The following is a 24,176-nucleotide window of genomic DNA, read 5'->3' as shown; positions in this document are numbered from 1 at the left end:
AGCGCACGGCGGCGTGCCTAGCTTCCAGCCGCGGCGACAAGGTCGGGGTTCTTCTGCTCGTCGAGCAGACGGCGGCGGTTGGCCCGTCGGACCTCCTGGCGGTCGGGGTCGGGCACAGGGGACGCAAGCAACAACCGCTGGGTGTACGGGTGTTGAGGGGCGACGGTGACCTGCGACGCTGGCCCCTGCTCGACAATCTCGCCGTGGTACATGACCGCGACGCGGTGGCTGATGTGACGGACCACATCGAGGTCGTGCGACACGAAGAGATAGGAGACCCCGGTGTCCTGCTGGATCTGCAGGAACAGGTCGAGCACTCGAGCCTGGGTGGTGAGGTCGAGCGCCGAGACGGGCTCATCGCAGACGATGAGTTTCGGCGAGAGCGCCAGCGCCCGAGCGATCGCCACACGCTGCCGCTGTCCGCCCGAGAACTCGCGCGGCTGACGGTGCAGAGCGTCGGATGGCAGGTTCACATGGTCGAGAAGCTCCTTGATGCGAGCCTTGGACTCTGCCGGACCGATGCCCTGGATGGTGAGCGGTTCGGCGAGGATCTCGCCGATCTCCATCGCCGGGTTGAGCGAGGTGTACGGGTCCTGGAACACAACCTGCAGGTCGCGGCTGAGCTTCTGGCGTTGTTTGCGCGACGCGTGGCTGATGTCCTCGCCCTCAAAGGTGATGCGTCCGCCTGTGACGGGCGCCAAGCCGAGGACAGCGCGACCGAGTGTGGTCTTTCCTGACCCGGACTCCCCCACCAGGCCGAGCGTCTCGCCTTGCCCAATGCGAATGGAGACATCGGTCAGGGCGCGGAACGGTTTCGCGCGGAACCCCTTGCCCGGATACTCGACAATGAGGTCATCGACGACGAGCAGGTCGCCTCGTGCTGCATCGGTCATGATTTGGTTCCTCCCTGGCTGACGAGCATCGTCATGGGTGTCTTGTTCTCGAGCATCGAGTCGAGCAGCGTGATCGTGTACGGGTCCTGGGGCGTACCGAGGATTTCCCGCACCTCGCCACCCTCAACCAGTCGGCCGGCCTGCATGACCACGACGCGGTCGCAGAGGTCAGCAACCACTCCGAAGTTGTGTGTGACGAGGATGACCCCTACGCCGAGGCGTTTTTGCAGGTCACGGATGAGATCGAGCACTTCAGCCTGGACGGTCACGTCGAGAGCCGTGGTTGGCTCGTCGGCAATGATGAGGTCCGGCTCGCAGCTGATCGCCCCTGCGATGAGAACACGCTGGGCCATGCCTCCGGACACTTCGTGTGGATAGGCGCCGAAGGTGCGGGCGGGGTCGACGATGCCGACGTCTGAGAGCAGTTTGAGCGCCCTCTTCTTGGCTTCTGCCTTGGAAATGCCGAGCACCTTCACCATGGGAGCGACGAGCTGAGAGCCGATCGTGTACGCCGGGTCGAGGTTCGACATGGGTTCCTGCGGAATGTACGAAATCCGCTTTCCGCGGAGCTCGGAGAGCCGGGACTGGTTGACGATGTCCTCACCTGGCGCGACGGTGTATTCGCCGTCGAACTGGATGCTTCCCGAAATGATTCGAGCTTCCGGCGGGAGCAGGCCGAGGATCGAAAAGGCCGTCTGGGACTTGCCTGAGCCGGACTCTCCGACGATCCCGAGAACTTCGCCACGGTCCACGGTGAACGACACATCGTTCACGACCGGCTTGAGGGTGCCGTTGGCTTGCGGATAACCGATGGCGAGGTGCGACACCTTGACCAGGTGCTTCTCCGTGCCGACCTCGACACTTGCAGTCCTTTTCCGCGGGCCGCGCTGCATCTGCAGTGCCACAGTTGGCGGGTCGTTGCGCTTGGAGACCGTGACCTTCTCACGGTCCTCGAGAGCGTCGCGAACCGCGTTGCCGAGGAGGACGAGCGATCCGACCGCGAGGCCGATGGCGAGTGCTGGCCACAACAGGAGCGTTGGGGTGAGGTAAACGTTCTTGAAGCCCTCACTGAGCATGACACCCCACGTGGCGACCGTCGGATCGCCGAGGCCGAGGAACTCGAGCCCTGACTGGATGCTGATTGCCACACCACAGACGATGGCCGTCTGGATGATGATCGGTGCACGTACGACGGAGAAGATGTGCCGGGTAATGATGCGGGAGTCGCTCAGCCCCGAGACTCGAGCGGCGTCGACGTACAGTTCGTTTCGCACCGACTGCACGGCGGTTCGGGTGAGCCTGAAGTAACCGGGGCTGATCAGGATGCCGAACGCGATCATGGAGATCCAGACCGACGGCCCGAATGCAGCACGAATGGTCAGCAGGACGATGATGCCGGGGAGGGCCATGAGAACGTTGACGACCCAGTTGGCGGCCGAATCGAACGGGCCCGAGTAGTAGCCGGCAATGAGCCCGGCGGGGAGACCGATCGAGATGGCGACCGCGGCACAGAGCAGCGCTGAAAGCAGGGTTGTCTGCGCACCGAACACCAGGCGGCTGAACGTGTCGCGACCAGCGCTGTCCGTTCCGAGCAGGTTGACCGAGTCCGCACCGGCGAGGGTCTTACCTATGTTGGCGGTGTTTTCACCGAAGGGAGCGATCCAGCCGGCAAAAATCGCGACCAGAATCATGATCGACAGGACAGCGATGGCGAAAAGGCCCATGGGGTTCTTGAGGATGCGCTTGAAGACGCTCGTGCGGGCAAGTGTTGCTGTGCTCGCGTTGATTTGTACGGGTTCGGTCATGAGACACGCACCTTCGGGTTGAGCCAGCCGTTCGCAAGGTCTACGAGGAGGTTGACGAGAATGACGATGATGACCGTGTAGAGCACAACGCCCATCACGAGTGGGGTGTCGCCCAGCGTTGTTGACTGGACGGCGAGTGCGCCCATCCCCGGGAGGGCGAAGATCTGCTCGATGATGACAACACCGCCGAGCATGCCGATGAACTGGAGGCTGAGAACGGTGAGTCCGGCTGGCGCGGCACTGCGCAGGACGTGTTTGAAGAGAATGACGCCCTCGGAGATGCCGCGGCTGCGAAGAGTTCGGACGTAGTCCTTCTCGAGCTGCTTGATGACGGCGCTCCGCACTTGCTGCGCACCGCTCGTCAGGCCGCTGATCACCAAGGCGATGACGGGGAGGGTGAGGGACGCGACCCAGGCTCCTCCGTCGGCACCTGGCTGGATGCTGCTGGTTGCGGGAAAGAACCCGAGCTGGATGGCGAAGATGGTCACGAAAACGATGGCGAGCACGAAGTTCGGGATGGCGTCACCGATAACGGCAGCGATCTGCACCGCGCGGTCGATCCAACCGCGCTTCACCGCTGCGGCGACCCCGATAAGGGTCGAGAGGATGGCGATGATGACGATGGAGGTCACGACGAGCGCGAGCGTTACGGGGAGGCGGTTTGAGATGGCCTGCACAACGGATTCGTTCGTGAACCATGATGTTCCGAAGTTGCCGGTGAGAGCCTCAGCCACCCAGGCGAGGAAACGGCTGAAGATGGGCTGATCCAGGCCGAGCTCAGCCTGCTTCGCCGCGACCTGCTCCGGTGTGGCGTACTCACCGAGGATGTTGCGGGCGATATTCGTGCTGGAGAAGTAGAGAAGGAAGAACGTCAGGCAGGAGATAGCCGCAAGTACGACGAGTCCCGATCCGATCCGCTTCAGGATGAAGGTGACCATGGTCTCATTCCGGTTGTGATGCGATTCCGCGAGTGGAGATCCCGGGGAGAGCGTTCGACGCTCTCCCCGGGTGTGGCGTTAGGACGCCGGTGCGTAGTTGTAAATGCTGGGGATTGCCTGCTGCGCCTGTGGTTCGACTGCGATCTTTGTGCCGTCGACGTAGAACATCTGATCGATGCGGTACCAGGGGGCGAACCACGCCTCGTCGGTCACGTACTGGTTGACCTTCTTCGCGAGCTCACCGCTCTCGTCGCCACCGAACTGCACGGCGTCGATCGCTTCTTGAAGCTCAGGAGTCGTTGTCTTGAAAGGGTTGTACGCAGCCTGCGGCCCGATGGCCTGCTTGATGGCTACCCACGGCTCGCCCTGGAAGACCGAGAACCAGGCAGCGGAGTACTTGGCGGCCTGCAGGTCTGTGACGTAGTTCGCCTGCGGCACTGCTTCCTGCTTGACGGTGATTCCGACATCCGCCATCTGCTGCTGGACCATGGCCATGATGGCTTCCGTCCCAGGCAGAATAGGCAGCGTCAGTTCAAACCCGTCGGCGTAGCCAGCCTCGGCGAGAAGGGACTTGGCTTTCGCCGGGTCATACGCGTAGGCGTCATCGAGTTCCGGGATGTAGGCATCCGTTGTCTTGCCGAAAATCTGCGCGGTCACTTCGCCATGGCCGAGCGAAAGCTGCTCGAGCATGGTCTCTCTGTCGAACGCATAGTTGATTGCCTGACGAACGCGCACATCAGCGAGCGCTGGCGTGTTCTTTCCGTCGCGGTCGAAGAGGAAGAGCCCGTTCCAGTCAACCGGGTACGACACCTGCTCGAGACCAGCACCTTCGGCCTGTTTGCCGTTCTTGGCATCGAGCAGCACAGCGTCCACCTGGCCGGAGACCACGGCGTTCGTGCGAGCGGTGACGTCAGCCAGGATCTTGATGGTGACCTTGCTGAACTTCTGGAGGTCCTTGTTCCAGTAGTCCTTGTTCGCCGTGTAGACGAACTGTGAGCCGTTCACGGAGGCCTTGGCATCGAGGACGTAGGGCCCCGATCCAACCGGGACAGTCTTTACTTCCTCGGTCCCGAGTGCCTTCGGGCTGCCCATGAGGCCGGGAACCTGGCTGAGGTAGTACTCCATGGCGGGGTCAGCTGCCGAGAGGGTGATGTCGATGGTGTCCTCATCGACGACGTCCACCGACGAGATCGACCCGCCCTGGGCGGCGTCAGGCCCGTTCGCGCTCTTGAAGTGGTCGAGGTTGGCCTTAGCCGCCTCGGCGTCGAACTTCTCACCGTCGGTGAAGGTGACATCGTCACGAAGGTCAACGGTCAATACCGTGTTGTCTTCGTTGTACTTCCACTCGGTGGCGAGCATCGGCGCAAACGATCCGTCCGGCTTCCGCAGGATGAGTGTGTCGTATGCCGCCTGGTAGAGCGGCATCTGGTGTCCGAGGTGCGCTTGGGCGGGATCGAACGAGGTGATGTTCGACAACGAGCCGATGGTGAGGGTGTCTGTGGCAGCGCCGCTGGACGAGCCACCTGAGGACGACGCGCATCCGGAAAGAGCGACGGCTGCCGCGGCGAGAATGGCGACTGATGTCGCACGGGGACCAAACTTCATTGTTGTCTCCTTGGAGGGATGCTCGACTCTGAGTGCAACCGGTTGCCATGGCTATAGTGAAAGCCCGCAGCCGATCTGAGCACCACAGTAATCGGCTTTCCCTCATTTGGCAACCGATTGTCAAAATCGTTACCCCGCGGTGCCCTCCTCCCGCAGATTCCATTACGCAAGCGATTGCGGTTTCAGCCGGAAACCGACGGCCCGCCGAGGCCGTGCGCTTGTTCTCGCGGTCCGGATGCCCTCAGCGGAGCCCGCCGTCCGCGCTTGTTCACAGATCAAAAATTCCCTCTTGCGCGGGCACTATTCAGTGTTACTATCTAGTGGTAGTCAGCAACACTAGGTACGGAAAAGGTGGGTCCCGTGGGCAAACAAATGACCGAGATGCTTAAAGGCACTCTCGAAGGAATCGTTCTCGCGATCCTCGCCGAACGGCCCGCATATGGCTACGAGATCACCGCGCGACTGCGCGATCAGGGCTTCACCGACATCGTCGAGGGCACGGTCTATGCGCTGTTGGTGCGCATTGAGCAACGAGGCCTCGTCGACGTGGCGAAGGTCCCCTCAGAGAAGGGGCCGCCGCGCAAGGTCTACTCACTGAACACTTCCGGCGGCGAGTCGCTCGGAGAGTTCTGGAGCACCTGGAGCTTCCTCTCGGAGAGGATCGACCAGCTTCACCATCGCATCGACAACACGAAAACAGAAGGAGATTGATTATGACCAGCAAATGGATCGAAGCCCTCACCGGCACGCTCGAACAGAAGAAGCAGTACAAACAGGACAAAGCACGCATCGATGGGCTGCCCGCTCCATACGCCAGCGTGGCGCAAGCGCTCCACCGGTACCTCACTTACTACGGAGGCATGACTGAGGGCGACACGCTCGTGAGGATGTTCGGCGACCTCGCCGACCTCTGGGAACGCGCCGCGATCGACGGCGCGCCAGTTCGAGCGATCGTCGGTGACGACCCGGTCGAATTTGCCGAGACCTTCGCTCGGTCTTACTCCGGTAAGGAATGGATCGACAAGGAGCGCAAGCGACTCATCGACGCCATCGACAAGGCAGCCTCCGTCCAGACGCAGTAACCCAGGAAATGGAGAGAAGACATGACCACCACCCAGACCCTCGCCCCCGCCATCCGGGTGCAGGGCATCGAGAAGTCGTTCAAAGACCTGCAGGTTCTGCGGGGAGTCGACTTCGACGTTCAAGCTGGCAGCATCTTTGCGCTGCTCGGCTCGAACGGCGCAGGCAAGACAACAATGGTACGGATTCTGTCCACGCTGTTGAAGTCAGACGCCGGCACCGCTGCGGTCCACGGCTTCGACGTCTCAGCCAAGCCAGGTGACGTACGCGAGTCCATCAGCCTGACGGGCCAGTTCGCCGCCGTCGACGACGTGCTTACCGGTCGGGAGAATCTTGTACTGGTCGCGAAGCTGCGTCATCTGAAGAATCCGCGCGAGATCGCAGACGACCTCCTCAAGCGTTTCTCCCTCACAGAAGCGGGAGGACGCAGGGTGGCGACATACTCAGGTGGAATGCGACGTCGGCTCGACATCGCAATGAGCCTGATCGGGAACCCGCCGGTCATCTTCCTCGATGAGCCAACGACAGGGCTCGACCCCCAGGCGCGCACAGAGGTGTGGCAGACCATCAAACAGCTCGCCGGGCAGGGCACAACAGTCCTCCTCACGACGCAGTACCTTGACGAAGCCGAGTATCTCGCTGACCGCATCGCCATCCTGCACAAGGGCACCATCATTCAGAACGGAACCCTCAGCGAACTCAAACAACTCCTCCCCACCGCGAAGGTTGAGTACGTCGAAAAGCAACCATCGCTCGAGGATGTCTTCCTCGCCCTCGTCGGAGAAACCGGCGAGACCGACACCAGCCCTGACGGCCCATCCGACAGCGCTGTCCCGGCACGAAAGGAATTCTGATGACTACCAATGTTCTCGCCGATACCGGCGTTCTGACCGGGCGCTCGTTGCGACATATCCTCCGGAGCCCGGACACGATCATCACGACAGCGGTCACGCCGATCGCGCTGATGTTGTTGTTCGTGTACGTATTTGGGGGCGCGATCGACACTGGCTCCAAGGAGTCGTACGTGGACTACATGCTTCCAGGTATCCTCCTCATCACCATTGCATCCGGCGTCGCGTATACCGCCTATCGGTTGTTCCTTGACATGCAGGGCGGCATCTTCGAACGATTCCAGTCAATGCCGATCTCGAGGCCAAGCGTGCTCTGGGCACACGTGCTCACCTCTCTGGCGGCAAACCTGGCCTCGATCGCAATCATCATCGGCGTCGCGCTGATCATGGGGTTTCGAACGGGAGCGTCGGTGGCCGCCTGGCTCGCCGTTACCGGCATTCTGGTTCTGTTCACCCTCGCTTTGACGTGGATCGCCGTGATAGCGGGACTCTCCGCGAAAACTGTTGACGGTGCGAGTGCATTCAGTTACCCACTGATCTTCCTGCCGTTCATCAGCTCAGCGTTTGTCCCGACTGATTCGATGCCAGGGCCGGTGGCATGGTTCGCGGAGAACCAGCCAGTGACCTCGATTGTGAACACGATCCGAGCCCTGTTCGCCCAGGAGCCGGTTGGGAACGAGATCTGGGTCGCGCTGGGTTGGCTGATCGGCATCCTCGTGGTCGCATATGCGTTCGCGGTCGCCAGATATCGAAAGAAAGTCAGCTGAGGTTGCGCCCATTCACGGTTCGAGCCCATCCCGAAAACGCCGCCCGTTTCCCACAGGAGACGGGCGGCATTTTCAGATACGTGCCAGCGTCAGTTGCGAACGGGGAACTTACCCTCATCCGTGATGCGCTTGTTGAGCTCAACCAGGTATTCGCTCTCATCAAAGTCCAGCGATACTTCTTTGCCTGTCCAGCTGGAGAGGTGAATAGCGTTCGCAAGGCGCACACCCTTGATGCCGTCGGAGCCGGGTGCGAGCAGCGGGGTGCCGTCCAGAATGTTCGCCGCAAAATTCTCGAGCACGCCGGAGTGCTGGTCGCCCCACACTGACTCAAACTCAATGGTCTCGGTGCTGTAGAACTCGGTGGGATCGAGCTGGCCCATGAAAAGCTTGCCGACTTCCTGCATGCTCATCGTCTCGGAGAGCTCTCGCTCAGGCTTCTTCAGTCGCGTCACGGTTGCGGTCTTGCTGTTTTCAACCACGATTTTGCCCGAGTCACCGAGAATCTCGAACCGGTCGGTGCCCGCGAGGTCGTGCGTCGCCGTAACGAAGACCCCGGTTGCGCCGTTGCCGTAGTCGACGACGGCCGTGACCTCATCCTCCACCGCGATGTCCCGTCGGAACCCGTATGCCACCTTCGAGAACACTTTCTCGGGTACGCCACAGATCCACTGCCAGAGGTCAAGCTGGTGGGGCGCCTGGTTGACCAGGACACCGCCGCCTTCGCCGCCCCAGGTGGCGCGCCATTCGCTCTGGTCGTAATAGCCCTGCGGGCGCCACCAGGTCGTGATGATCCAGTTGGTACGACGAATGTCGCCAATCTCGCCGGCGTCAACGATCTCCTTCAGGCGGCGGTAGAGCGGGTTGTTGCGCTGGTTGAACATGATGCCAAAACTGAGCTCCGGGACGGTCTCGGCGAAAGCGAGGAGCTCGTTAACCTGTTTCGTGTACACACCGGCCGGCTTCTCGACCAGCGCGTGAATACCGCGCGACAGTGCGTCGATACCCATCTGGGGGTGAAGGAAGTGAGGCACGGTTGTGACGACAGCGTCGACATCACCGCTCTCGAGGAGCGCGATGTAGTCCTCGTAGAAGTTGGCGTCAGGGTAGGTCTCCCGGACCACATCCGCTTTCGCGGGGTCTGTATCTGCGATGGCCGTAACCACCATGTTTGGAACCAGTCCATCTGAAATGAACTTTGCGTACATCGAACCCTGGGTGCCCAGGCCGATGATGCCAAGTCGAACTTTGTTCGTCATGTGAGGGTTTTCCGTTCTGTTGTTGTCTCTGTCCGCCCGGCTCGTTCCGGGTAAGACTGGTCGTAAACGTCCTGAATGATGTCGAGCGATTTGCGAGCTTCTTCCGGGTCGATCCAGAACGCCCCGCCATCGTCGAGATGCGCGTAGAAGTCCGCGATCAATAGCTCGTGCGACACACCCCAGTAAGCGCGTTCACCGGTCGGAAGGGCCCGCTCGCTCACTGTTTCCCGTCGCCCGTCGGCCCACGCGATCGTCAGGTCCCCGCGAAGACTCAGTGTCGCCTTCTCCGCCACGATCTCCAACGACACCGGAGCGTTGGCGACGTGCGCGAGTGTTGTGTAGAACACGGATCGAGCACCACTCTCGTGCGTCAGAACCATCTCCGCTGTGTCCTCGACTTCGATCACGTCATCGAGCAGGCGGGTGCTCGCACTGCCACGCACTTTCACCACCGGCCCGACCAGCCACTGCACGAGGTCGAGGGTGTGGATGGCCTGGTTCATGAGCAGCCCTCCCCCGCCGGTCGACCAGCGACCGCGCCAGGGGCGGTCCTGGTAGTACTCGGGCGACCGGTGCCAAATCACGGTTGCGGCGGCTCCGGTCACTTGGCCTGCAGCGCCGGACGACAATATTTCGAACGCGGCCTGCACGGGAGCGTTGTAACGATTCTGAAAGCACACGGCGATCCTGGCGCTGCTCCGCGATGCCGCCTCCATCAACCTGGTTGCCTCATCCCGGGTGTGCGCGACAGGTTTTTCCAGGACGACAGAGATGCCTCGGTCGAGGGCGTCAATCGCGAGTGCGGCGTGCGTGTTGTGCGGCGTGCAGATGTGAACGACGTCGGGCCGGATCTCGTCGAGCAGCTGGAGATGGTCAGCGAAACCCGGGACCCCGTGCACGTCTGCAGCGACGGCCAGTCGGCCCGGGTCTATGTCGCTGAGTGCGACGAGCGACGCATTCTCGTGGCTCGAGATTGCCGCGAGATGCAGGGCGGAGATATCGCCACAGCCAATCACCGCGGCGCGAATGCCCTCGCTCATTTGGTGGCAACACCGATGCTGCGAAGCAGCCCGTCAAATGCACGCGCGGCCTGGCCGAACGCGGCGGGGCCCGAGAACCCTCCAAGGGTGTGTGCCTCGTCGAGATGCGGCTCGAGCGACGCGAAACCCGTGTAGCCGTCGTCACGAAGCGCCGTAACGGTCTCGAGCACCTGGCCGTCGCCCTGACCGGCAGGCACAACAGAGCCACTGGCCGCGTCTGCGTCCTTCACCTGCAGGTAGTCGAGGTAAGGGCGGAGCATGGCGTAGCCAGCGTCGTGCGGGTTTGTCACACCGACCTGAACGAAGTTGGCGCTATCCCAGGCGAGTCGAAGTGCGCTTGACCCCACCGACTCGACGAGGTCGAGTACACGCTCAGGCGTGTCACCGTAGATGTCCTTCTCATTCTCGTGAAGGAGAACGACGCCTTCACGTTCCGCCTCATCGGCCAGGAGGCGCAACCGTGTCATCACACCATCACGGATGTCTTCGACAGGAACGCCATCGGCTCGGAAGAACGAGAAGATCCGGATGTTTGGGGTTTCGAGTGCATGCGCAACACGAATGACGCGGCGAAGCCTGTCGACTTCCAGATCAGCGTCGAGGGTCACATCGACCTTGCCGATGGGTGAGGCGATCGCAGACGCCTTCATTCCCTCGTTCCTCAGAAGCGTGGCCAGGCTCGCCAACTGATCTTCGTCGAGGTCCACAACGTTGGTCCCCCAGGCGCTGCGAACCTCGATATGTTCACTTCCCAATGCCTTGAGGACTGCGACCTGGACGCGGGGATCTGTATCGATTTCGTCTCCGAAGCCCGAGAGGGTCCAGGTGACTGGGTCTGTTCCGGTCGTCATTGCTTCAGTGCCGCCTTACTGCGTTCGCATCGTTGGGAACCCTGCGGAACCGAATCCGCGGGCATACGGCCACTCTATGCGGCTTCCGAGCTTTTTGGCAACCGGTTGACAAAAACGGCGATTCCGGTGTCTCATAGATAAAGCGATCATTCATGAGTCGCGCCGATTTTCCCCGAGCACAAGGACGTCCCATGGTTGATCTGACAGCCCATCCGTTCCATCTGGACGCTGACGGCGTTGCATGGGTCGAAGACACGCTGGCATCCCTCTCCCTCGAAGAGAAGATTGGCCAGCTCTTCATCAACCTCAATACGTCGTTCGAACCGGCGTATCTCGACCACGTCATCGACAACTTCCACGTCGGCGGAATGCGATACATGGGTGCGGCGTCCGGCACCGTCCAGGACCACATTCGGTACGCCCAGTCCCGGTCAAAGGTTCCATTACTCGTGGCGTCGAACCCCGAAATGGGTGGGGCCGGAAGCATCAACGACGGGACCCTCGTCACAACACATCTCGGAGCAGGCAGTTATTCGGACGCCTCGATCGCTCGAGACCTGGGCTACGTTGGCGGACGCGAGACGGCAGCACTCGGCTGCAACTGGGCTTTCGCACCGATTGTTGACATCCACTACAACTGGCGAAACACGGTCATCGGCACCCGTTCGTTCGGCAACACCGCGGATGTCGTGATCGAGCGGGCCAAGGCCTATTTCGACGGCCTCAGCGAGTCGGGTTCCGCCGCAGCCATGAAGCACTTCCCCGGTGACGGCATGGATGAAAGAGACCAGCACGTCGTCACCACATACAACACCCTCGGGTATGACGAATGGAGCGCTACCTTCGGCCGGGTCTACCGTGAACTGATCGACCACGGCGTGCAGTCGATCATGGTCGGTCACATCGGCGCTCCGGAGTTGTCTCGTCACTTTCGTCCGGGCATCGCGGACGCCGACATTTTGCCTGCCACGCTTGCACCCGAACTCCTGCAGGACCTTTTGCGGAGTGAGCTCGGATTCAACGGACTCATCCTCACCGACGCGTCAGCCATGATCGGCATGACGCAGGCGATGAAGCGCAGGGACCTCGTCCCTGCCGCGATCGCCGCCGGATGTGACATGTTCCTGTTCTTCCGCAACGCCGATGAGGACTTCCGATACATGCTGGAGGGCTACCGTTCCGGCGTTATCACTGAGACTCGACTCCAGGACGCCCTTTTACGCATCCTTGGACTCAAAGCGTCGATCGGGTTGCACAAGGTTGCTCGAAACAAACTCGTGCCGGGGCGCGAGGCCCTTCAGGTCATCGGCAGCGACAAACACCGCGCGATAGCCGCGTCTGTCGCCGACAAGAATGTCACTCTGATCAAAGACACGCAGAACAATCTCCCGCTCTCTCCTCAGACCCATAAGCGCATTCGCTTGTACGGCATCAGCGGACAGGCCGACTTCACCGGTACTGACCCCAGCGGCTTCGTCGACATTGCCAGGCAGGAACTGGAGAACGCCGGTTTCGAAGTCCACGTGTTCCGCGATGCACTCCAGCGCAAGGCAGACGGAGAAGAAGGCGTGTACTTCCACACAGTGATGGCCGATGAAGCCAACGAGCAATACGCCGAGAAATATGACGCCGCGATCATCTTCGCGAACGTCACCGGCTTCGCCCAGGAGGCCACCGTCCGCATCCACTGGTCAACGCCGATGGCTGCCGAGATCCCGTGGTACGTCACCGAGATCCCAACCGTATTCGTCTCCCTCGCCCAGCCGAACCACCTCATCGACGTTCCCATGGTGAAGACGGTCATTCACTCCTATGCGCCCAGCCTGGAGGCCATCGCAGCGACCGTCGCCAAAATCACCGGCGAATCCGAATTCACCGGGACGTTCAATGAGAACGTCTGGTGCGACACTTTCGGCACTCGTCTCTGACCCGCACGCGCCCGTCATCTCACCGACCCGACATTCGGTCTTTGCTAGCGTTGACCTGAGGCGGCAGCTTTGCCTGCTTCAGCGATTCTCTTCGCAACGGCGACACCATTTCCCTCAGCTTTCTTCCCGAACCACTGCATGACATTTAGAGGAGACCTACATGGCCCAGGCACAGGCAAACATCGGCGTGATCGGGATGGCGGTGATGGGATCGAACCTCGCTCGGAACCTCGCCAGCCGCGAAGGCAACACGGTTGCCATTTACAACCGCTCCGCCGATAAGACTCGGACTGTTGTCAGTGAGTTCCCCGAGGCGGGCTTCGTCGCTTCCGAGACCATCGAGGAGTTCGCAGCTTCCCTGACCAAGCCCCGGACCGCGATCATTATGGTGAAGGCGGGTGCTGGCACCGACGCTGTCATCAACCAGCTCACCACCGTGTTCGAGCCGGGTGACATCATCGTCGACGGCGGAAATGCACTGTTCACAGACACCATTCGTCGCGAAAAGGCGGTTCGCGAGACCGGCATCAACTTCGTCGGCGCGGGTATCTCCGGTGGAGAAGAAGGCGCGCTGAAGGGCCCGAGCATCATGCCCGGTGGCTCCGCTGAAGCGTGGGCGACCCTCGGCCCGATCCTCAAAACGATCGCGGCGGTCGCCGAAGACGAGCCCTGCGTTACTCACGTTGGCACCGACGGCGCCGGTCACTTCGTCAAGATGATTCACAACGGCATCGAATACGCCGACATGCAGCTCATTGCAGAGGCGTACGACCTCATCCGCCGCGGAACGGGCAAATCGCCAGCAGAGATAGCCGACATCTTCACCGAGTGGAACAAGGGTGAGCTCGAAAGCTACCTCATCGAGATCACCGCGGAGGTACTCCGCCAGGTTGACGCAAAGACCGGCCAGCCGCTCGTCGACGTCATCGTCGACCAAGCCGGCGCGAAGGGCACCGGCGCGTGGACAGTACAAACGGCTCTTGATCTTGGCATCCCGGTTTCGGGGATTGCCGAAGCCGTATTCGCCCGTTCGCTCTCCTCGAAGCCCGCGCAGCGCGCGGCGGCGTCAAGCCTTCCTGGCCCGACGTCGAAATGGACCGTCGACGACGCAGACGCTTTCGTCGAGGACGTGCGCCAGGCGCTGTATGCATCGAAGATCATCGCGTACAGCCAGGGCTTTGACGAGATCGTCGCCGGTGCGGAGCAGTACGACTGGGACATCAAGAAGGGCGACATCGCGAAAATCTGGCGTGGTGGCTGCATCATTCGGGCTCAGTTCCTGAACCGTATTACCGAGGCGTACGACGAGAACCCCGGACTGGTCGCACTCGTGACGGCGCCATACTTCACCGACGCCGTGTCACAGACTCAGGACGCCTGGCGCCGCGTCGTCGTCGCAGCCGCACAGGCTGGTATCCCGTCGCCCGCGTTCTCCTCATCGCTCTCGTACTACGACGGCCTCCGTGCCGACCGTCTTCCGGCCGCGCTCGTCCAGGGGCAGCGTGACTTCTTCGGCGCACACACCTACCGCCGTGTTGACGCGGAGGGAACCTTCCACACCCTGTGGTCGGGCGACCGTTCCGAAATCGAAGCAACCGACACACACTAAACACCGTCGCGTCGAAGACGCACCGGCCGACGGGCTTCCCGCACCTCGCGGGAAGCCCGTTGGTGGTATGACCAGCCGAACCAGGCGCGAAGCGCGATACCCGCCACCGAAAGCCCTGTAATCTCGGAGATCACAGCCAGGACCAGCGAGGATTCCGACGTCATGACTCACACCACATCGCTCACAACGGCGCCGCCGCGGCCAACGACGAGCTGGAATTTGCTCCCAGGGGTCCTCCTGGCGCTGTCCGGTTTCCTGCTCTTCGGACTGGAGGCTCGCCCAGCCGGTTACCTCGTTCTCGCGGCGACTCTTCTTGCCGCTGTGGTCATCGACCGCGCGTTCGCCCGCGACCTTCTCCTCATCGCCATCGGCTTGGTCGCTCTGAGCCTGGTGCCGATCAACACGGACATCGAGTGGGGCCACATGCTCCTCATGGGCGCTGCCCTGGCAGCTGCGGTGCTGATCCCCTATCTGGTGTCCCGCTTCGTTTATCGGGACCACGCCATCCGATTCCCGGTCTGGACGGGCAAGCGCTGGACGCGCTTTGAATTCGGCTACCTGATCGCCGTCGTCATCCTCGGTTGGTTCCTTCTGCCTGTGTACATGATTCCGACGGGTGTTTACGAGAACTGGCCAGCAGCATCCGACCCCGCGAGCATTGCACGCCTGTTCCTCGGCACGAACGTTCTCGGCATCTGGGACGAGTTGTTCTTCATCTGCACGACGTTCACGTTGCTTCGCCGTCACCTCCCCGACTTGCAGGCGAACCTGCTGCAAGCCGTGCTGTTCACATCATTCCTCTGGGAACTCGGCTTCCACTCTTGGGGCCCGTTCCTCATTTACCCGTTCGCTTTGCTCCAGGGCTGGATCTTCCGCCAGACCAAGTCGCTGAGTTACATCGTGAGCGTGCACCTGCTCTTCGATTTCATTCTCTTCCTGGTTTTGCTGCACGCGCACAACCCGGAGTGGCTGACAATATTCCTCTACTAGGCTCGTTGTCCTGTCGCGCGGATTGCCGCGGCGTTCAGAATGGATGAAACGATTTGAGGAGGGCATATGTCGGACGCCGACAGCACAACAGCAAGGGACACCACAGCACCGGTGCAGGACCAGCACCCGCAACCACTCGATGACAAGGTTGCCGGAATCCTCGTTCAGGAGGAGGCAGACCTCGCCGGCCACGACGAGGCGGAGGTGCTTGACGCTCTTCGGCAGCGATTCGCCGACGCGGGAATTGCGATTTCGGAGGACGACCTGCTCGACCAGGCACGGCGCATTGCCGCGTCGGACAACGACGGCTATTCGGGCTGAGCGCACGGCAGCGTGAATGCGCGCCCACCCCTGTTCAGGCGCGCTAAAAGTACCTAGAATTGCACTCGAAGGCCCTCCCCGAGTGGGCTCGCTTAGGTGCTATTGAGAGCACCCGGACGTCGGGCTGTACCTGAGGGTCTTGGAGGACGGGATAATCGGGATATCCCGTCCTCCCTCAACGGCGTGAGACTTAGGCTGCGCCGTCAAACATGCTCGTGACGGAGCCGTCTTCGAAGACCTCGTGGATGGCACGGGCCAGCAGCGGGGCGATCGGCAGAACAGTGAGGCGCTCGAAGCGCTTCTCCTCGGGGATCGGCAGCGTGTCCGTGACGACAACCGAGTCGATGAAGTCGCTCTGCAGGATCTCGGTGGCCGGGTCGCTGAAGACGGCGTGAGTCGCCGCGACGACAACACCGATCGCACCCGCGGCTTTGAGTGCCTCTGCGGCGCGGACAATGGTGCGCCCCGTGTCGATGAGGTCGTCGACCAGGAGGCAAACGCGTCCTTCAACCTGGCCAACAATCTCGTGCACTGAAACCTGGTTCGGAACCAGCGGGTCGCGGCGCTTGTGAATGATCGCAAGCGGAACACCGAGCTTGTCGCTCCAGATGTCGGCCACGCGGACACGTCCCATGTCGGGAGAAACCACGGTGAGCGTTTCGGGATCCAGCTTCTCCCGGAAGTGGCCCAGCAGCACAGGCATGGCGAAGAGGTGATCGACTGGGCCGTCGAAGAAGCCCTGGATCTGCGCGGCGTGCAGGTCGACCGACATGATGCGGTCTGCGCCGGCGACCTTGAACAGGTCGGCAACCAGTCGGGCCGAGATGGGCTCGCGCCCGCGGCCCTTCTTGTCTTGGCGGGCGTACGGGTAGAACGGAGCAACAACCGTGATGCGTTTGGCGGACGCACGCTTGAGCGCGTCAACCATGATCAGCTGCTCCATCAGCCACTCATTGATCGGAGCCGTGTGCGACTGAATGACGAAGGCATCCGACCCACGAACGCTCTCGTCAAAGCGCGCGTACAGCTCACCGTTCGCGAAGGTGCGCGCGTCGGTGGGGACGAGCTCAGACCCCAGTTCAGCAGCAATGTCGATGGCCAGTTGTGGATGAGCACGACCCGATACGAGAACGAGTCGCTTTTCTCCGCTCATTTTGATGCCAGACACATGGCCCGCTTCCTGCCGGCCGAACCGGCGTTGTACTGCTTAGTTTTCTTGGTGGGGGTTGGTGGTCTGCGCTGCCGCTGCCGCTTCGGCTGCCGCGGATCCGGGTCGGTTCTTTTCAACCCAGCCCGGCATGTTGCGTTGCGGAGCGACGCTGATGGCGAGTGCCCCGGCAGGAATGTCCTTACGAACAACGGTCCCGGCGCCGGTGTACACGCCGTCACCAATTCTAACCGGCGCGACGAAGACGCCGTGCGAGCCGGTGCGAACGTGTGAACCAACGACCGATGAGTGCTTTTTCACGCCGTCGTAGTTCGCGAAGATGCTGCCGGCACCAATGTTCGAGCCCTCGCCGATTTCCGCATCGCCGACATAGGAGAGGTGCGGCACCTTGCTCCCGGCGCCGATTTTTGCGTTCTTCGTTTCGACGAATGTGCCAATTTTGCCGTCGGCGCCGAGCATAGTTCCGGGGCGGAGGTATGAGAACGGGCCAACGGATGCTCCGGCACCGATCACTGCGAGCGTTGCGTCTGTGCGCTTCACTTCGGCATTCTCACCGATCTCGCAGTCGACAAGGGTGGTGTCCGGCCCGACGACGGCACCGGTGGCGATCGCTGTGGCACCGAGGATCTGAGTGCCTGGCTTGACGGTCACGTCGGGTGCGAGGGTGGCCTTCACGTCGATCCACGTCGACGACGGGTCCTGCACCGTGACGCCGGCCATCTGCCAGCCCCTGATGATCATGCTGTTCAGGCGCGACGCCTGTGCGCTGAGCTGGGCGCGATCGTTGACGCCTTCGACAAGCCAGGGCTCAGAAACCGGGAGCGCCGAAACGTCGAGGCCGTCCGCGCGAAGCAGACCGACAACATCCGTCAAATATTTCTCACCCTGGGCGTTGTTGGTCGTCAGCCTGGCCAGCTGCTGGCGCAGCGAACCGAGGGCGAAGAGGTAGACGCCTGCGTTGATCTCGGCCACGGCGCGTTCGGCATCTGAGGCGTCCTTCTGCTCGACTATGTAGTCGACTGTGCCGTTGGCTGTGCGGATGACCCGGCCGTAACCTGTGGCGTCGTCGAGGATGGCCGACAACAGGGTGGCCGCAGCACCGTCGGCGCGGTGGCGGGCGACGAGCGTGGCCAGGGTGTCAGCGTCGAGGAGCGGGACGTCTCCGTTGATGACGAGCACGTCGCCGTCAAACCCGTCTGGGATCGCAGCAACGGCCTGCTCGACTGCGCGGCCTGTGCCCGGGATCTCGTCCTGGTCCACGATGATGCTCTCGGGAAGCTCGGCCGAGATGACCTCGACGAGCCTGTCGCGTTCGTGCCGCACAACGGCGACGACATGCTGGGCGTCGAGCGCACGCGCCGTGGCCAGGACGTGGCCGACCATCGGAACCCCGGCGAGCGGGTGGAGAAGCTTCGGCGTCGCGGACTTCATTCGTGTGCCCTGGCCTGCAGCCAGAACGACAATCGCAAGTTTGGTGTCTGCCACGGTTCCCCCGGAGATTGAGTCGAGCTCGGCTCGAAGTGCTTCGTGTTGTCACGCCGGCTCGACGCCGTCCGTTCCGCTCCGCCTCCAGGACTCGAACCTGGACCGAACAACTCCAAAGGTTGCCGTGCTGCCATTACACTAAGGCGGACCGCGCACGCCGAAGCCTACGCAAGAGTCAAGTCTGCCAGATAAAGGCTGCCGGGCAGTCCGCTCCCAGACGGGATAATAAGGAAATGCCCGAAAAGAGTGACGAAGTCGACCGGATCGTCGACGCGTGGGAACGGGAGCGCCCAGACCTCAACTTCGCCCCGTTGCAAGTGCTGTCACGGGTGGGCCGACTCACTCGGCACCTTGACCGCGCACGCAAAACGGCGTTCACCCGGTCAAAGCTCGAATCGTGGGAATTCGATGTGCTGAGCGCACTGCGCCGCGCAGGCAAGCCGTACACCCTCAGTCCCAAGCAGCTGTTGCAGCAAACCCTTGTGTCGAGCGGAACCATGACGAACCGCATCGACCGGCTTGTCGCAGCCGGCCTGGTCGAACGCAGGGCAGACCCGGGTGACGGCCGCGGCATCCTCGTTGTGATGACCGTGACCGGACTCACCCGCGTCGACGCCGCGATCACGAGGCTCGTTGACGCTGAGTCCGAGATCCTCGCGTCGCTCTCCCCCGCCGATCAGCACAGGCTCGCGTCACTTCTGCGCAAGCTGAGCCTCGGCTTCGATGCGGCGGGGTCAGCCGACTTTTAGCGACGCATGATTTTGCGCGCCAGCGAGTTCCCGAAGAACTGGATGAGCTGAACAAACACGATCACGACGAGCACGGCCGCCCAGGTGACCACCGGGTTGAACTGCCGGTAGCCGTACTGAATGGCGAAGTTTCCGATTCCACCGCCACCGATGTAGCCACCGACCGCCGTCATGTCGACAAGCACGATGAAGACAAAGGTGTACCCGAGGATCAGCGGACCAAGCGCCTCAGGCAGAAGCACCGTGCGAATGATGTAGAGCGGACTTGCTCCTGCGGCACGGGCCGCCTCAATCACACCGGGCGACACGGTGAGCAGGTTCTGTTCCACGATTCGACTGATGCCGAACGCCGCCCCGATGGAGATGGCGAAGATGAGCGCACCGTTGCCGATGCCGGTTCCGAGCACTAGGCGGGCGAGCGGCTGGATGGCCGCGATGAAAATGATGAACGGAATCGGACGGAAGATGTTCACGAGGATGTTGATCGTCGTGAAGGCCGCGCGGTTCTCGAGGATCGAGCCGGCGCGCGTGACGTACAGCCCGAGGCCGATGAACAGGCCGGCGACGCCACCGAAGAGCAGGCTGGCCGCAACGATGTAGAGCGTCTCCCAGGCGGCTTCGCCGAGCTGGGGCAAGAGGTCGATGAGTTTGTCCATGGTCAGTGCGCCTCCGTCACTTCAGAGTGGGCAGCGATTTTCGCCAGCGCGGCGGTGATTGCACTGTCGTCGCCCTGCAGCGCCAGGGTGAGGTGCCCGAAGGCGCGGCCCCGAATGTCATTGATTCCGCCGTAAACAATTTCGAAACGGATGCCTGCGGCCGCGAGATCGAGGAAGACCTGCGCTTGCGAGTCGCTCCCGTCCCGGAACGAGAACGTGACGATCCGCCCGTCGTGGCGTGCCCGGAGCGTCTGCACCTCGACCGGAGATGGAACACCCTGAACAACCGTCGAGACGAACCGTGCGGACGCCGCGTTCTGCGGGTGCGCGAACACATCGAAAACGTCGCCACGTTCGACGATTTGACCGCCGTCCATGACAGCGACCTTGGTGGCGAGGCTGCGGATCACATCCATCTCATGGGTGATCAGGATGATGGTGACACCGAGTTCGCGGTTCACCCGGTCGAGCAGCGCAAGCACCTCGCTCGTGGTCTCTGGGTCCAGCGCGCTCGTCGCTTCATCGGCGAGCAGGAGCGACGGCGACGTGGCGAGGGCGCGGGCGATTCCGACCCGCTGCTTTTGCCCACCGGAGAGCTGGTCCGGGTAGTTCTTCGCCTTGTCGCTCAGACCAACGAAGGCGAGCATCTCGGCGACCCGCGCGGCGATCTCTGCTGCCGGCCGACCGGCGACCTCGAGCGGGTACGCGACGTTCTTCGCCACCGTCTTCGAGTTGAAGAGGTTGAACTGTTGAAAGATCATGCCGATGTCGCCACGAACCGCTCGCATGGAGCGTTCCTTCAACGAGGTGATTTCGGTGCCGTTGACGACGATGCTGCCCGATGTGGCCTTCTCGAGCCCGTTCACAAGACGCACGAGTGTGGACTTCCCCGCCCCGGAGTAGCCGATGATGCCGTAAACGTCCCCCCGTTCAACGTCGACGCTGACGTTGTCGATGGCAACGACGGGAGCGCCGCCCTTTTCGGACGGCGGATAAGACTTGACGACATCGGTCATGCTGACGATGCTCACGGTGTTTCCTCTCGGTGACGCGAACAGGCGCCGGAGCAAATGCTCCGGCGCCGGTCGCTGTGATCGATATGCGACAGGGGAACCTAACCCTGTTCGGCGATCTGCTCCTGAACGGTCTTCAGCGAAGCTTCAAGGTCCTTCACCGGAGTCGTCAGCATGACTGCTGTTCCGCCCGAGTGCTCAATGACACCGTCGGTCACGGCCTTCGTGTCCTGGTAGATCTCAACGAGCTTCTTGAAGGTCTCATTGTCCTTATCCTCGGCGCGAGCGGCAAAGATGTTGACGTACGGAAGCGCATTGGGGTCGGAGGGGTCGTCCTGGGCAATGGCATCAGAAGCCTCGAGTCCCGAATCGACGATGAAGTCGTTGTTGATGATGGCCGCGGCCACGTCGGGAAGCGACGTAGCGGTCAGGGTCGGGTCAAGTTCGGTGACCTTCACCCGTGATTTTGCCTCGTCAACCTCTGACAGGGTTGAGTACGCGCTTCCGCCACCCTTCAGGGTGATGAGATCGGCGGACTGCAGCACCAGGAGTGCGCGCGCCAGGTTACTCGGGTCGTTGGGAACGGCAACGTTGGCGCCGTCAGGAATGTCTTCGACGGAGTCGTACTGGGATGAGTACAGCCCGAGCGGATAGATCGCGGTCGAACCGACAGGAACGAGGTCCTGTCCGTTTGCCTCGTTGTAGTCGGCCAGGTAGATGATGTGCTGGAACTGGTTGAGGTCAACCTCTCCCTCAGCGAGAGCCGGGTTAGGCTGGTTGTAGTCGGAGAAGTCGACCAGCTCCACCGTGATGCCCTCATCAGCGGCAGCGTCAACGTAGGTCTCCCAGTACGGGTCGCTCGCGCCGACAACGCCGATCTTGACCGTCTCGTCTTCGCTGCTCGAGGAGCCGGCGTTTCCGGCGCAGCCAGCCAGCAATGCGGCGACCGGCAGGATGGCGAGAGCGGCGATCGCGCTCTTCAGGGATGATTTTTTCACTGTGTTTCCTCTTCGCTGTTCGCGTGCCGACTCGGGAGGGCGCGGGGCACGGAAATCAGCGCTTCGCAGCGCGAAGCGTTTCAGGAAGGGGATCCGTGCTCCCAGCACCGGGGCACAGAGCTACGGTAGCTGTGTTTTCTGCTGTACGCGACACGAAGCGTCACCGTTCGTAACAGATCCTCCAACAGAAGATCATGTCGTGAAATTTCCTGCATTCAACGCCCGCCTGCGGGAAAGATCAGCGGTGCGAGCAACAGCCAGATCGACTTTGCGTGAATTTCTGCAGGTCATGCAGTCACCCCATCCAGTCACCCCATCGCCGAACGCGCCGGGACAGACAAATACCCCCGCGAACACCGTGTGGTGAATTCGCGGGGGTATCGCTAAGCGCCTGGAACTATGGACGACGGAACTGGTTGACCATTGGGCAGTCGAACGGGTCGCGTGCGGAGAGCCCAACACGGTTGAGGTAGTCGATCACGATCGCGTATGACTGCACGAGTGTGGTCTCCGTGTACGGGATGCCCAGGTTCTTGCAGTGTTCGACGACGATCTCACGAGCACGCTTGAGATGCGGCCGGGGCATGCTCGGGAACAGGTGGTGCTCAATCTGGTAGTTGAGTCCGCCCATGAAGTAGCTCATGCCGAATCCGCGGATGTTACGGCTCGTCAGGACCTGCTTGGAGAGGAAGTCGACCTTGGCACCCTCCTGGATGAGCGGCATGCCCTTGTGGTTGGGAGCGAATGATGCACCCATGTAGACACCGAAGACAGCCATCTGCACGCCGAGGAACGCGAACGCCATTCCGAGCGGGAGGAAGGTGAAGAGGATGGCCACGTAGATTCCGAGGCGGAGCCCGATCAGCGTGAGCTCGAGCCAACGCTTGTCGACCTTCTCGGTCGTGAATAGGGTGACGATGGAACGGAAGTGCAGGTTCACTCCCTCAAATGTGAGGAGAGGGAAGAAGAGGTATCCCTGGCGCCGGGTGATGAAGGCCAGGACGCCCTTCGCCTTCGCTGCGTCTTCCTCGATGAACGAAATCGTGTCGATCTCGATATCGGGGTCCTTACCCACCGTGTTCGGGTTGGCGTGGTGACGCGTGTGCTTCGTCATCCACCATGCGTAGCTGATACCGACGACTGCGTCAGCGAGGATGCGCCCGAGGCGGTCATTGGCCGGCCCCGACTCGAAAATCTGACGGTGCGATGCCTCATGGGCAACGAAGGCGAACTGGGTGAGGATGATGCCGAGGCCAGCCGCAATGAGCAGCTGGAACCACGAGTCTCCAAGCAGGACGAAGCCCGTTGCCAAGCCACCGAGGGCGATGGTGAGAACCGCGAGGTTCAGCATGTAGAAGCCGCGGCGGCGCTGAAGCAGTCCCGCTTCGCGGACCGTCTTCAGCAGCGACGAAAAAGTATTCGTCGGGTTTTCCAACCCGTCGATGCGTGCGGATGTCTTACGAATAGGGCCAAGGGTTGCAGTTGCTGTCATGGCACCTCCAAAAAGATGTAGAGCCCGACTTCCCAGCCGTGATATATGAAGTACGGGCGTATGCCCGGGATGCTCCGACCCTACGACAGGGTTCATGCCGCTAGCGGAAAATAAGGCGAGTTTCGGCATATACACAGTCAGGAGAAACTCCGTGTTGCGTTCCGTTCAGCACTCGGCTACGGTGGGAATCGCAGTAGTAGTGTTACGCAGTGATTGATTTACGGCGGTTCCTTCATCTGAAGAGCCGCCGTTTCTTGTAGGAGCGGACAGGTACGCCGCATTTGGGATGACGACAGTCGTCATCCACAAGACTCCTAAGGAGATCATCATGGCAACAGGAACCGTCAAGTGGTTTAACGCAGAAAAAGGCTTCGGATTCATCGCTCCCGATGACGGAAGCGCCGACGTTTTCGCTCACTTCTCGGCCATCGCTTCCAGCGGCTTCCGCTCGCTCGAAGAGAACCAGAAGGTTGAATTCGAAACCGCAACGGGCCCCAAGGGCCTGCAGGCTGAGAACATCCGCCCGCTGTAACTAAAACTATTACGCAGGCGCCCTAGGGTCGCCCACGTAATTCTTTGAACACCGGCTCCGCCGGACAAACCAGAAATGGTTCGTCCGGAGGGGCCGGTGTTTTTTTCTGCCCAAACGAACCGCGCGCGAAGACCTCGCGATCGCGCGCG

At 61.7% G+C, this 24,176-nt stretch carries 24 protein-coding genes and 1 tRNA gene; 10 read left to right on the top strand and 15 right to left on the bottom strand.

Annotated features, from left to right (window positions below):
* Positions 1–17: 17 nt before the first annotated feature.
* The 4 genes from D9V28_RS01700 to D9V28_RS01685 all read right to left on the bottom strand — a co-directional run bounded on the left by D9V28_RS01700 (position 18) and on the right by D9V28_RS01685 (position 5,241).
* Positions 18–893 carry an ATP-binding cassette domain-containing protein gene (locus D9V28_RS01700; RefSeq protein WP_121657985.1) on the bottom strand — a complete coding sequence of 292 codons (876 nt, stop codon included), beginning with the start codon at positions 891–893 and terminating at the stop codon, positions 18–20.
* Positions 890–2,698 carry a dipeptide/oligopeptide/nickel ABC transporter permease/ATP-binding protein gene (locus tag D9V28_RS01695; RefSeq protein WP_121657984.1) on the bottom strand — a complete coding sequence of 603 codons (1,809 nt, stop codon included), beginning with the start codon at positions 2,696–2,698 and terminating at the stop codon, positions 890–892. The genes D9V28_RS01700 and D9V28_RS01695 overlap by 4 nt, the downstream gene beginning before the upstream one ends.
* Positions 2,695–3,636 carry an ABC transporter permease gene (locus D9V28_RS01690; protein ID WP_121657983.1) on the bottom strand — a complete coding sequence of 314 codons (942 nt, stop codon included), beginning with the start codon at positions 3,634–3,636 and terminating at the stop codon, positions 2,695–2,697. Before D9V28_RS01690 ends, D9V28_RS01695 begins: the two co-directional genes overlap by 4 nt.
* 78 nt (positions 3,637–3,714) lie before the next feature.
* Positions 3,715–5,241 (bottom strand): ABC transporter substrate-binding protein, encoded by a 1,527-nt coding sequence (locus tag D9V28_RS01685; RefSeq protein WP_121657982.1) that lies wholly within the window; start codon positions 5,239–5,241, stop codon positions 3,715–3,717.
* A 360-nt stretch (positions 5,242–5,601) separates the two neighbouring features.
* On the opposite strand from D9V28_RS01685, the gene D9V28_RS01680 reads away from it, so the two are divergent.
* From D9V28_RS01680 to D9V28_RS01665, 4 genes are read left to right on the top strand one after another with little or no spacing between them, the layout of a single operon-like run.
* Positions 5,602–5,952, top strand: coding sequence for a PadR family transcriptional regulator (locus D9V28_RS01680; protein ID WP_121657981.1), 351 nt, complete (start codon positions 5,602–5,604; stop codon positions 5,950–5,952).
* A 2-nt stretch (positions 5,953–5,954) separates the two neighbouring features.
* Positions 5,955–6,323, top strand: coding sequence for a DUF1048 domain-containing protein (locus tag D9V28_RS01675; protein ID WP_121657980.1), 369 nt, complete (start codon positions 5,955–5,957; stop codon positions 6,321–6,323).
* Between the two features lie 21 nt (positions 6,324–6,344).
* Positions 6,345–7,175 carry an ABC transporter ATP-binding protein gene (locus D9V28_RS01670; protein ID WP_121657979.1) on the top strand — a complete coding sequence of 277 codons (831 nt, stop codon included), beginning with the start codon at positions 6,345–6,347 and terminating at the stop codon, positions 7,173–7,175.
* Entirely contained in the window at positions 7,175–7,939 is a 765-nt protein-coding gene (locus D9V28_RS01665; protein WP_121657978.1) for an ABC transporter permease, read from the top strand. Before D9V28_RS01670 ends, D9V28_RS01665 begins: the two co-directional genes overlap by 1 nt.
* Positions 7,940–8,028: 89 nt before the next feature.
* On the opposite strand, the gene D9V28_RS01660 is transcribed toward D9V28_RS01665, so the two are convergent.
* From D9V28_RS01660 to D9V28_RS01650, 3 genes are read right to left on the bottom strand one after another with little or no spacing between them, the layout of a single operon-like run.
* A complete protein-coding gene (locus D9V28_RS01660; RefSeq protein WP_121657977.1) occupies positions 8,029–9,195 on the bottom strand; it encodes a Gfo/Idh/MocA family protein in 1,167 nt (388 codons plus the stop codon).
* Entirely contained in the window at positions 9,192–10,235 is a 1,044-nt protein-coding gene (locus D9V28_RS01655; protein ID WP_121657976.1) for a Gfo/Idh/MocA family protein, read from the bottom strand. The genes D9V28_RS01660 and D9V28_RS01655 overlap by 4 nt, the downstream gene beginning before the upstream one ends.
* Positions 10,232–11,086 carry a sugar phosphate isomerase/epimerase family protein gene (locus D9V28_RS01650; protein ID WP_121657975.1) on the bottom strand — a complete coding sequence of 285 codons (855 nt, stop codon included), beginning with the start codon at positions 11,084–11,086 and terminating at the stop codon, positions 10,232–10,234. Before D9V28_RS01650 ends, D9V28_RS01655 begins: the two co-directional genes overlap by 4 nt.
* Before the next feature lie 191 nt (positions 11,087–11,277).
* Between D9V28_RS01650 and D9V28_RS01645 the strand changes: the two genes are divergently transcribed.
* Both D9V28_RS01645 and gndA read left to right on the top strand, forming a co-directional pair.
* Positions 11,278–13,014 carry a glycoside hydrolase family 3 protein gene (locus tag D9V28_RS01645; RefSeq protein ID WP_121657974.1) on the top strand — a complete coding sequence of 579 codons (1,737 nt, stop codon included), beginning with the start codon at positions 11,278–11,280 and terminating at the stop codon, positions 13,012–13,014.
* A gap of 160 nt (positions 13,015–13,174) precedes the next feature.
* Entirely contained in the window at positions 13,175–14,623 is a 1,449-nt protein-coding gene (gene gndA, locus D9V28_RS01640; RefSeq protein ID WP_121657973.1) for an NADP-dependent phosphogluconate dehydrogenase, read from the top strand.
* Here the strand turns inward: gndA and D9V28_RS16015 are convergent.
* Entirely contained in the window at positions 14,620–14,787 is a 168-nt protein-coding gene (locus D9V28_RS16015) for a hypothetical protein (RefSeq protein ID WP_183086394.1), read from the bottom strand. The genes gndA and D9V28_RS16015 overlap by 4 nt on opposite strands.
* Between D9V28_RS16015 and D9V28_RS01635 the strand changes: the two genes are divergently transcribed.
* Both D9V28_RS01635 and D9V28_RS01630 read left to right on the top strand, forming a co-directional pair.
* Entirely contained in the window at positions 14,786–15,613 is an 828-nt protein-coding gene (locus D9V28_RS01635) for a CPBP family glutamic-type intramembrane protease (protein ID WP_121657972.1), read from the top strand. The genes D9V28_RS16015 and D9V28_RS01635 overlap by 2 nt on opposite strands.
* Positions 15,614–15,679: 66 nt before the next feature.
* Positions 15,680–15,934, top strand: a complete 255-nt coding sequence (locus tag D9V28_RS01630; protein ID WP_121657971.1) for a hypothetical protein — start codon at positions 15,680–15,682, stop codon at positions 15,932–15,934.
* A gap of 190 nt (positions 15,935–16,124) precedes the next feature.
* Here D9V28_RS01630 and D9V28_RS01625 read toward each other — a convergent pair whose 3' ends face one another.
* The 3 genes from D9V28_RS01625 to D9V28_RS01615 form a co-directional block, all read right to left on the bottom strand.
* Positions 16,125–17,102 carry a ribose-phosphate diphosphokinase gene (locus D9V28_RS01625; protein WP_121657970.1) on the bottom strand — a complete coding sequence of 326 codons (978 nt, stop codon included), beginning with the start codon at positions 17,100–17,102 and terminating at the stop codon, positions 16,125–16,127.
* Positions 17,103–17,141: 39 nt separating this feature from the next.
* A complete protein-coding gene (gene glmU, locus D9V28_RS01620; protein ID WP_121657969.1) occupies positions 17,142–18,587 on the bottom strand; it encodes a bifunctional UDP-N-acetylglucosamine diphosphorylase/glucosamine-1-phosphate N-acetyltransferase GlmU in 1,446 nt (481 codons plus the stop codon).
* A 76-nt stretch (positions 18,588–18,663) separates the two neighbouring features.
* Positions 18,664–18,735, bottom strand: a tRNA-Gln gene (locus D9V28_RS01615).
* 85 nt (positions 18,736–18,820) lie between these two features.
* Here D9V28_RS01615 and D9V28_RS01610 point away from each other — a divergent pair.
* Positions 18,821–19,336, top strand: coding sequence for a MarR family winged helix-turn-helix transcriptional regulator (locus tag D9V28_RS01610; protein WP_121657968.1), 516 nt, complete (start codon positions 18,821–18,823; stop codon positions 19,334–19,336).
* On the opposite strand, the gene D9V28_RS01605 is transcribed toward D9V28_RS01610, so the two are convergent.
* From D9V28_RS01605 to D9V28_RS01590, 4 genes are all read right to left on the bottom strand, one after another.
* Positions 19,333–19,992 carry a methionine ABC transporter permease gene (locus D9V28_RS01605; protein WP_121657967.1) on the bottom strand — a complete coding sequence of 220 codons (660 nt, stop codon included), beginning with the start codon at positions 19,990–19,992 and terminating at the stop codon, positions 19,333–19,335. The two genes, D9V28_RS01610 and D9V28_RS01605, sit on opposite strands and share 4 nt — an antisense overlap.
* Before the next feature lie 2 nt (positions 19,993–19,994).
* Positions 19,995–21,023 (bottom strand): methionine ABC transporter ATP-binding protein, encoded by a 1,029-nt coding sequence (locus tag D9V28_RS01600; RefSeq protein ID WP_183086393.1) that lies wholly within the window; start codon positions 21,021–21,023, stop codon positions 19,995–19,997.
* Between the two features lie 83 nt (positions 21,024–21,106).
* Positions 21,107–22,003, bottom strand: a complete 897-nt coding sequence (locus D9V28_RS01595) for a MetQ/NlpA family ABC transporter substrate-binding protein (protein ID WP_229727677.1) — start codon at positions 22,001–22,003, stop codon at positions 21,107–21,109.
* 397 nt (positions 22,004–22,400) lie between these two features.
* Complete coding sequence (locus D9V28_RS01590; protein WP_121657966.1) at positions 22,401–23,495, bottom strand: fatty acid desaturase family protein; 1,095 nt, start codon at positions 23,493–23,495, stop codon at positions 22,401–22,403.
* Positions 23,496–23,823: 328 nt separating this feature from the next.
* Between D9V28_RS01590 and D9V28_RS01585 the strand changes: the two genes are divergently transcribed.
* Positions 23,824–24,027 carry a cold-shock protein gene (locus tag D9V28_RS01585; RefSeq protein ID WP_090712708.1) on the top strand — a complete coding sequence of 68 codons (204 nt, stop codon included), beginning with the start codon at positions 23,824–23,826 and terminating at the stop codon, positions 24,025–24,027.
* Positions 24,028–24,176: the final 149 nt, after the last annotated feature.

Source organism: Mycetocola zhadangensis, assembly GCF_003668565.1.
GTDB lineage: Bacteria > Actinomycetota > Actinomycetes > Actinomycetales > Microbacteriaceae > Mycetocola_A > Mycetocola_A zhadangensis.
The sequence above is the reverse complement of the archived record's forward strand: the minus strand, read 5'-3'. Positions and strand labels throughout refer to the sequence as shown.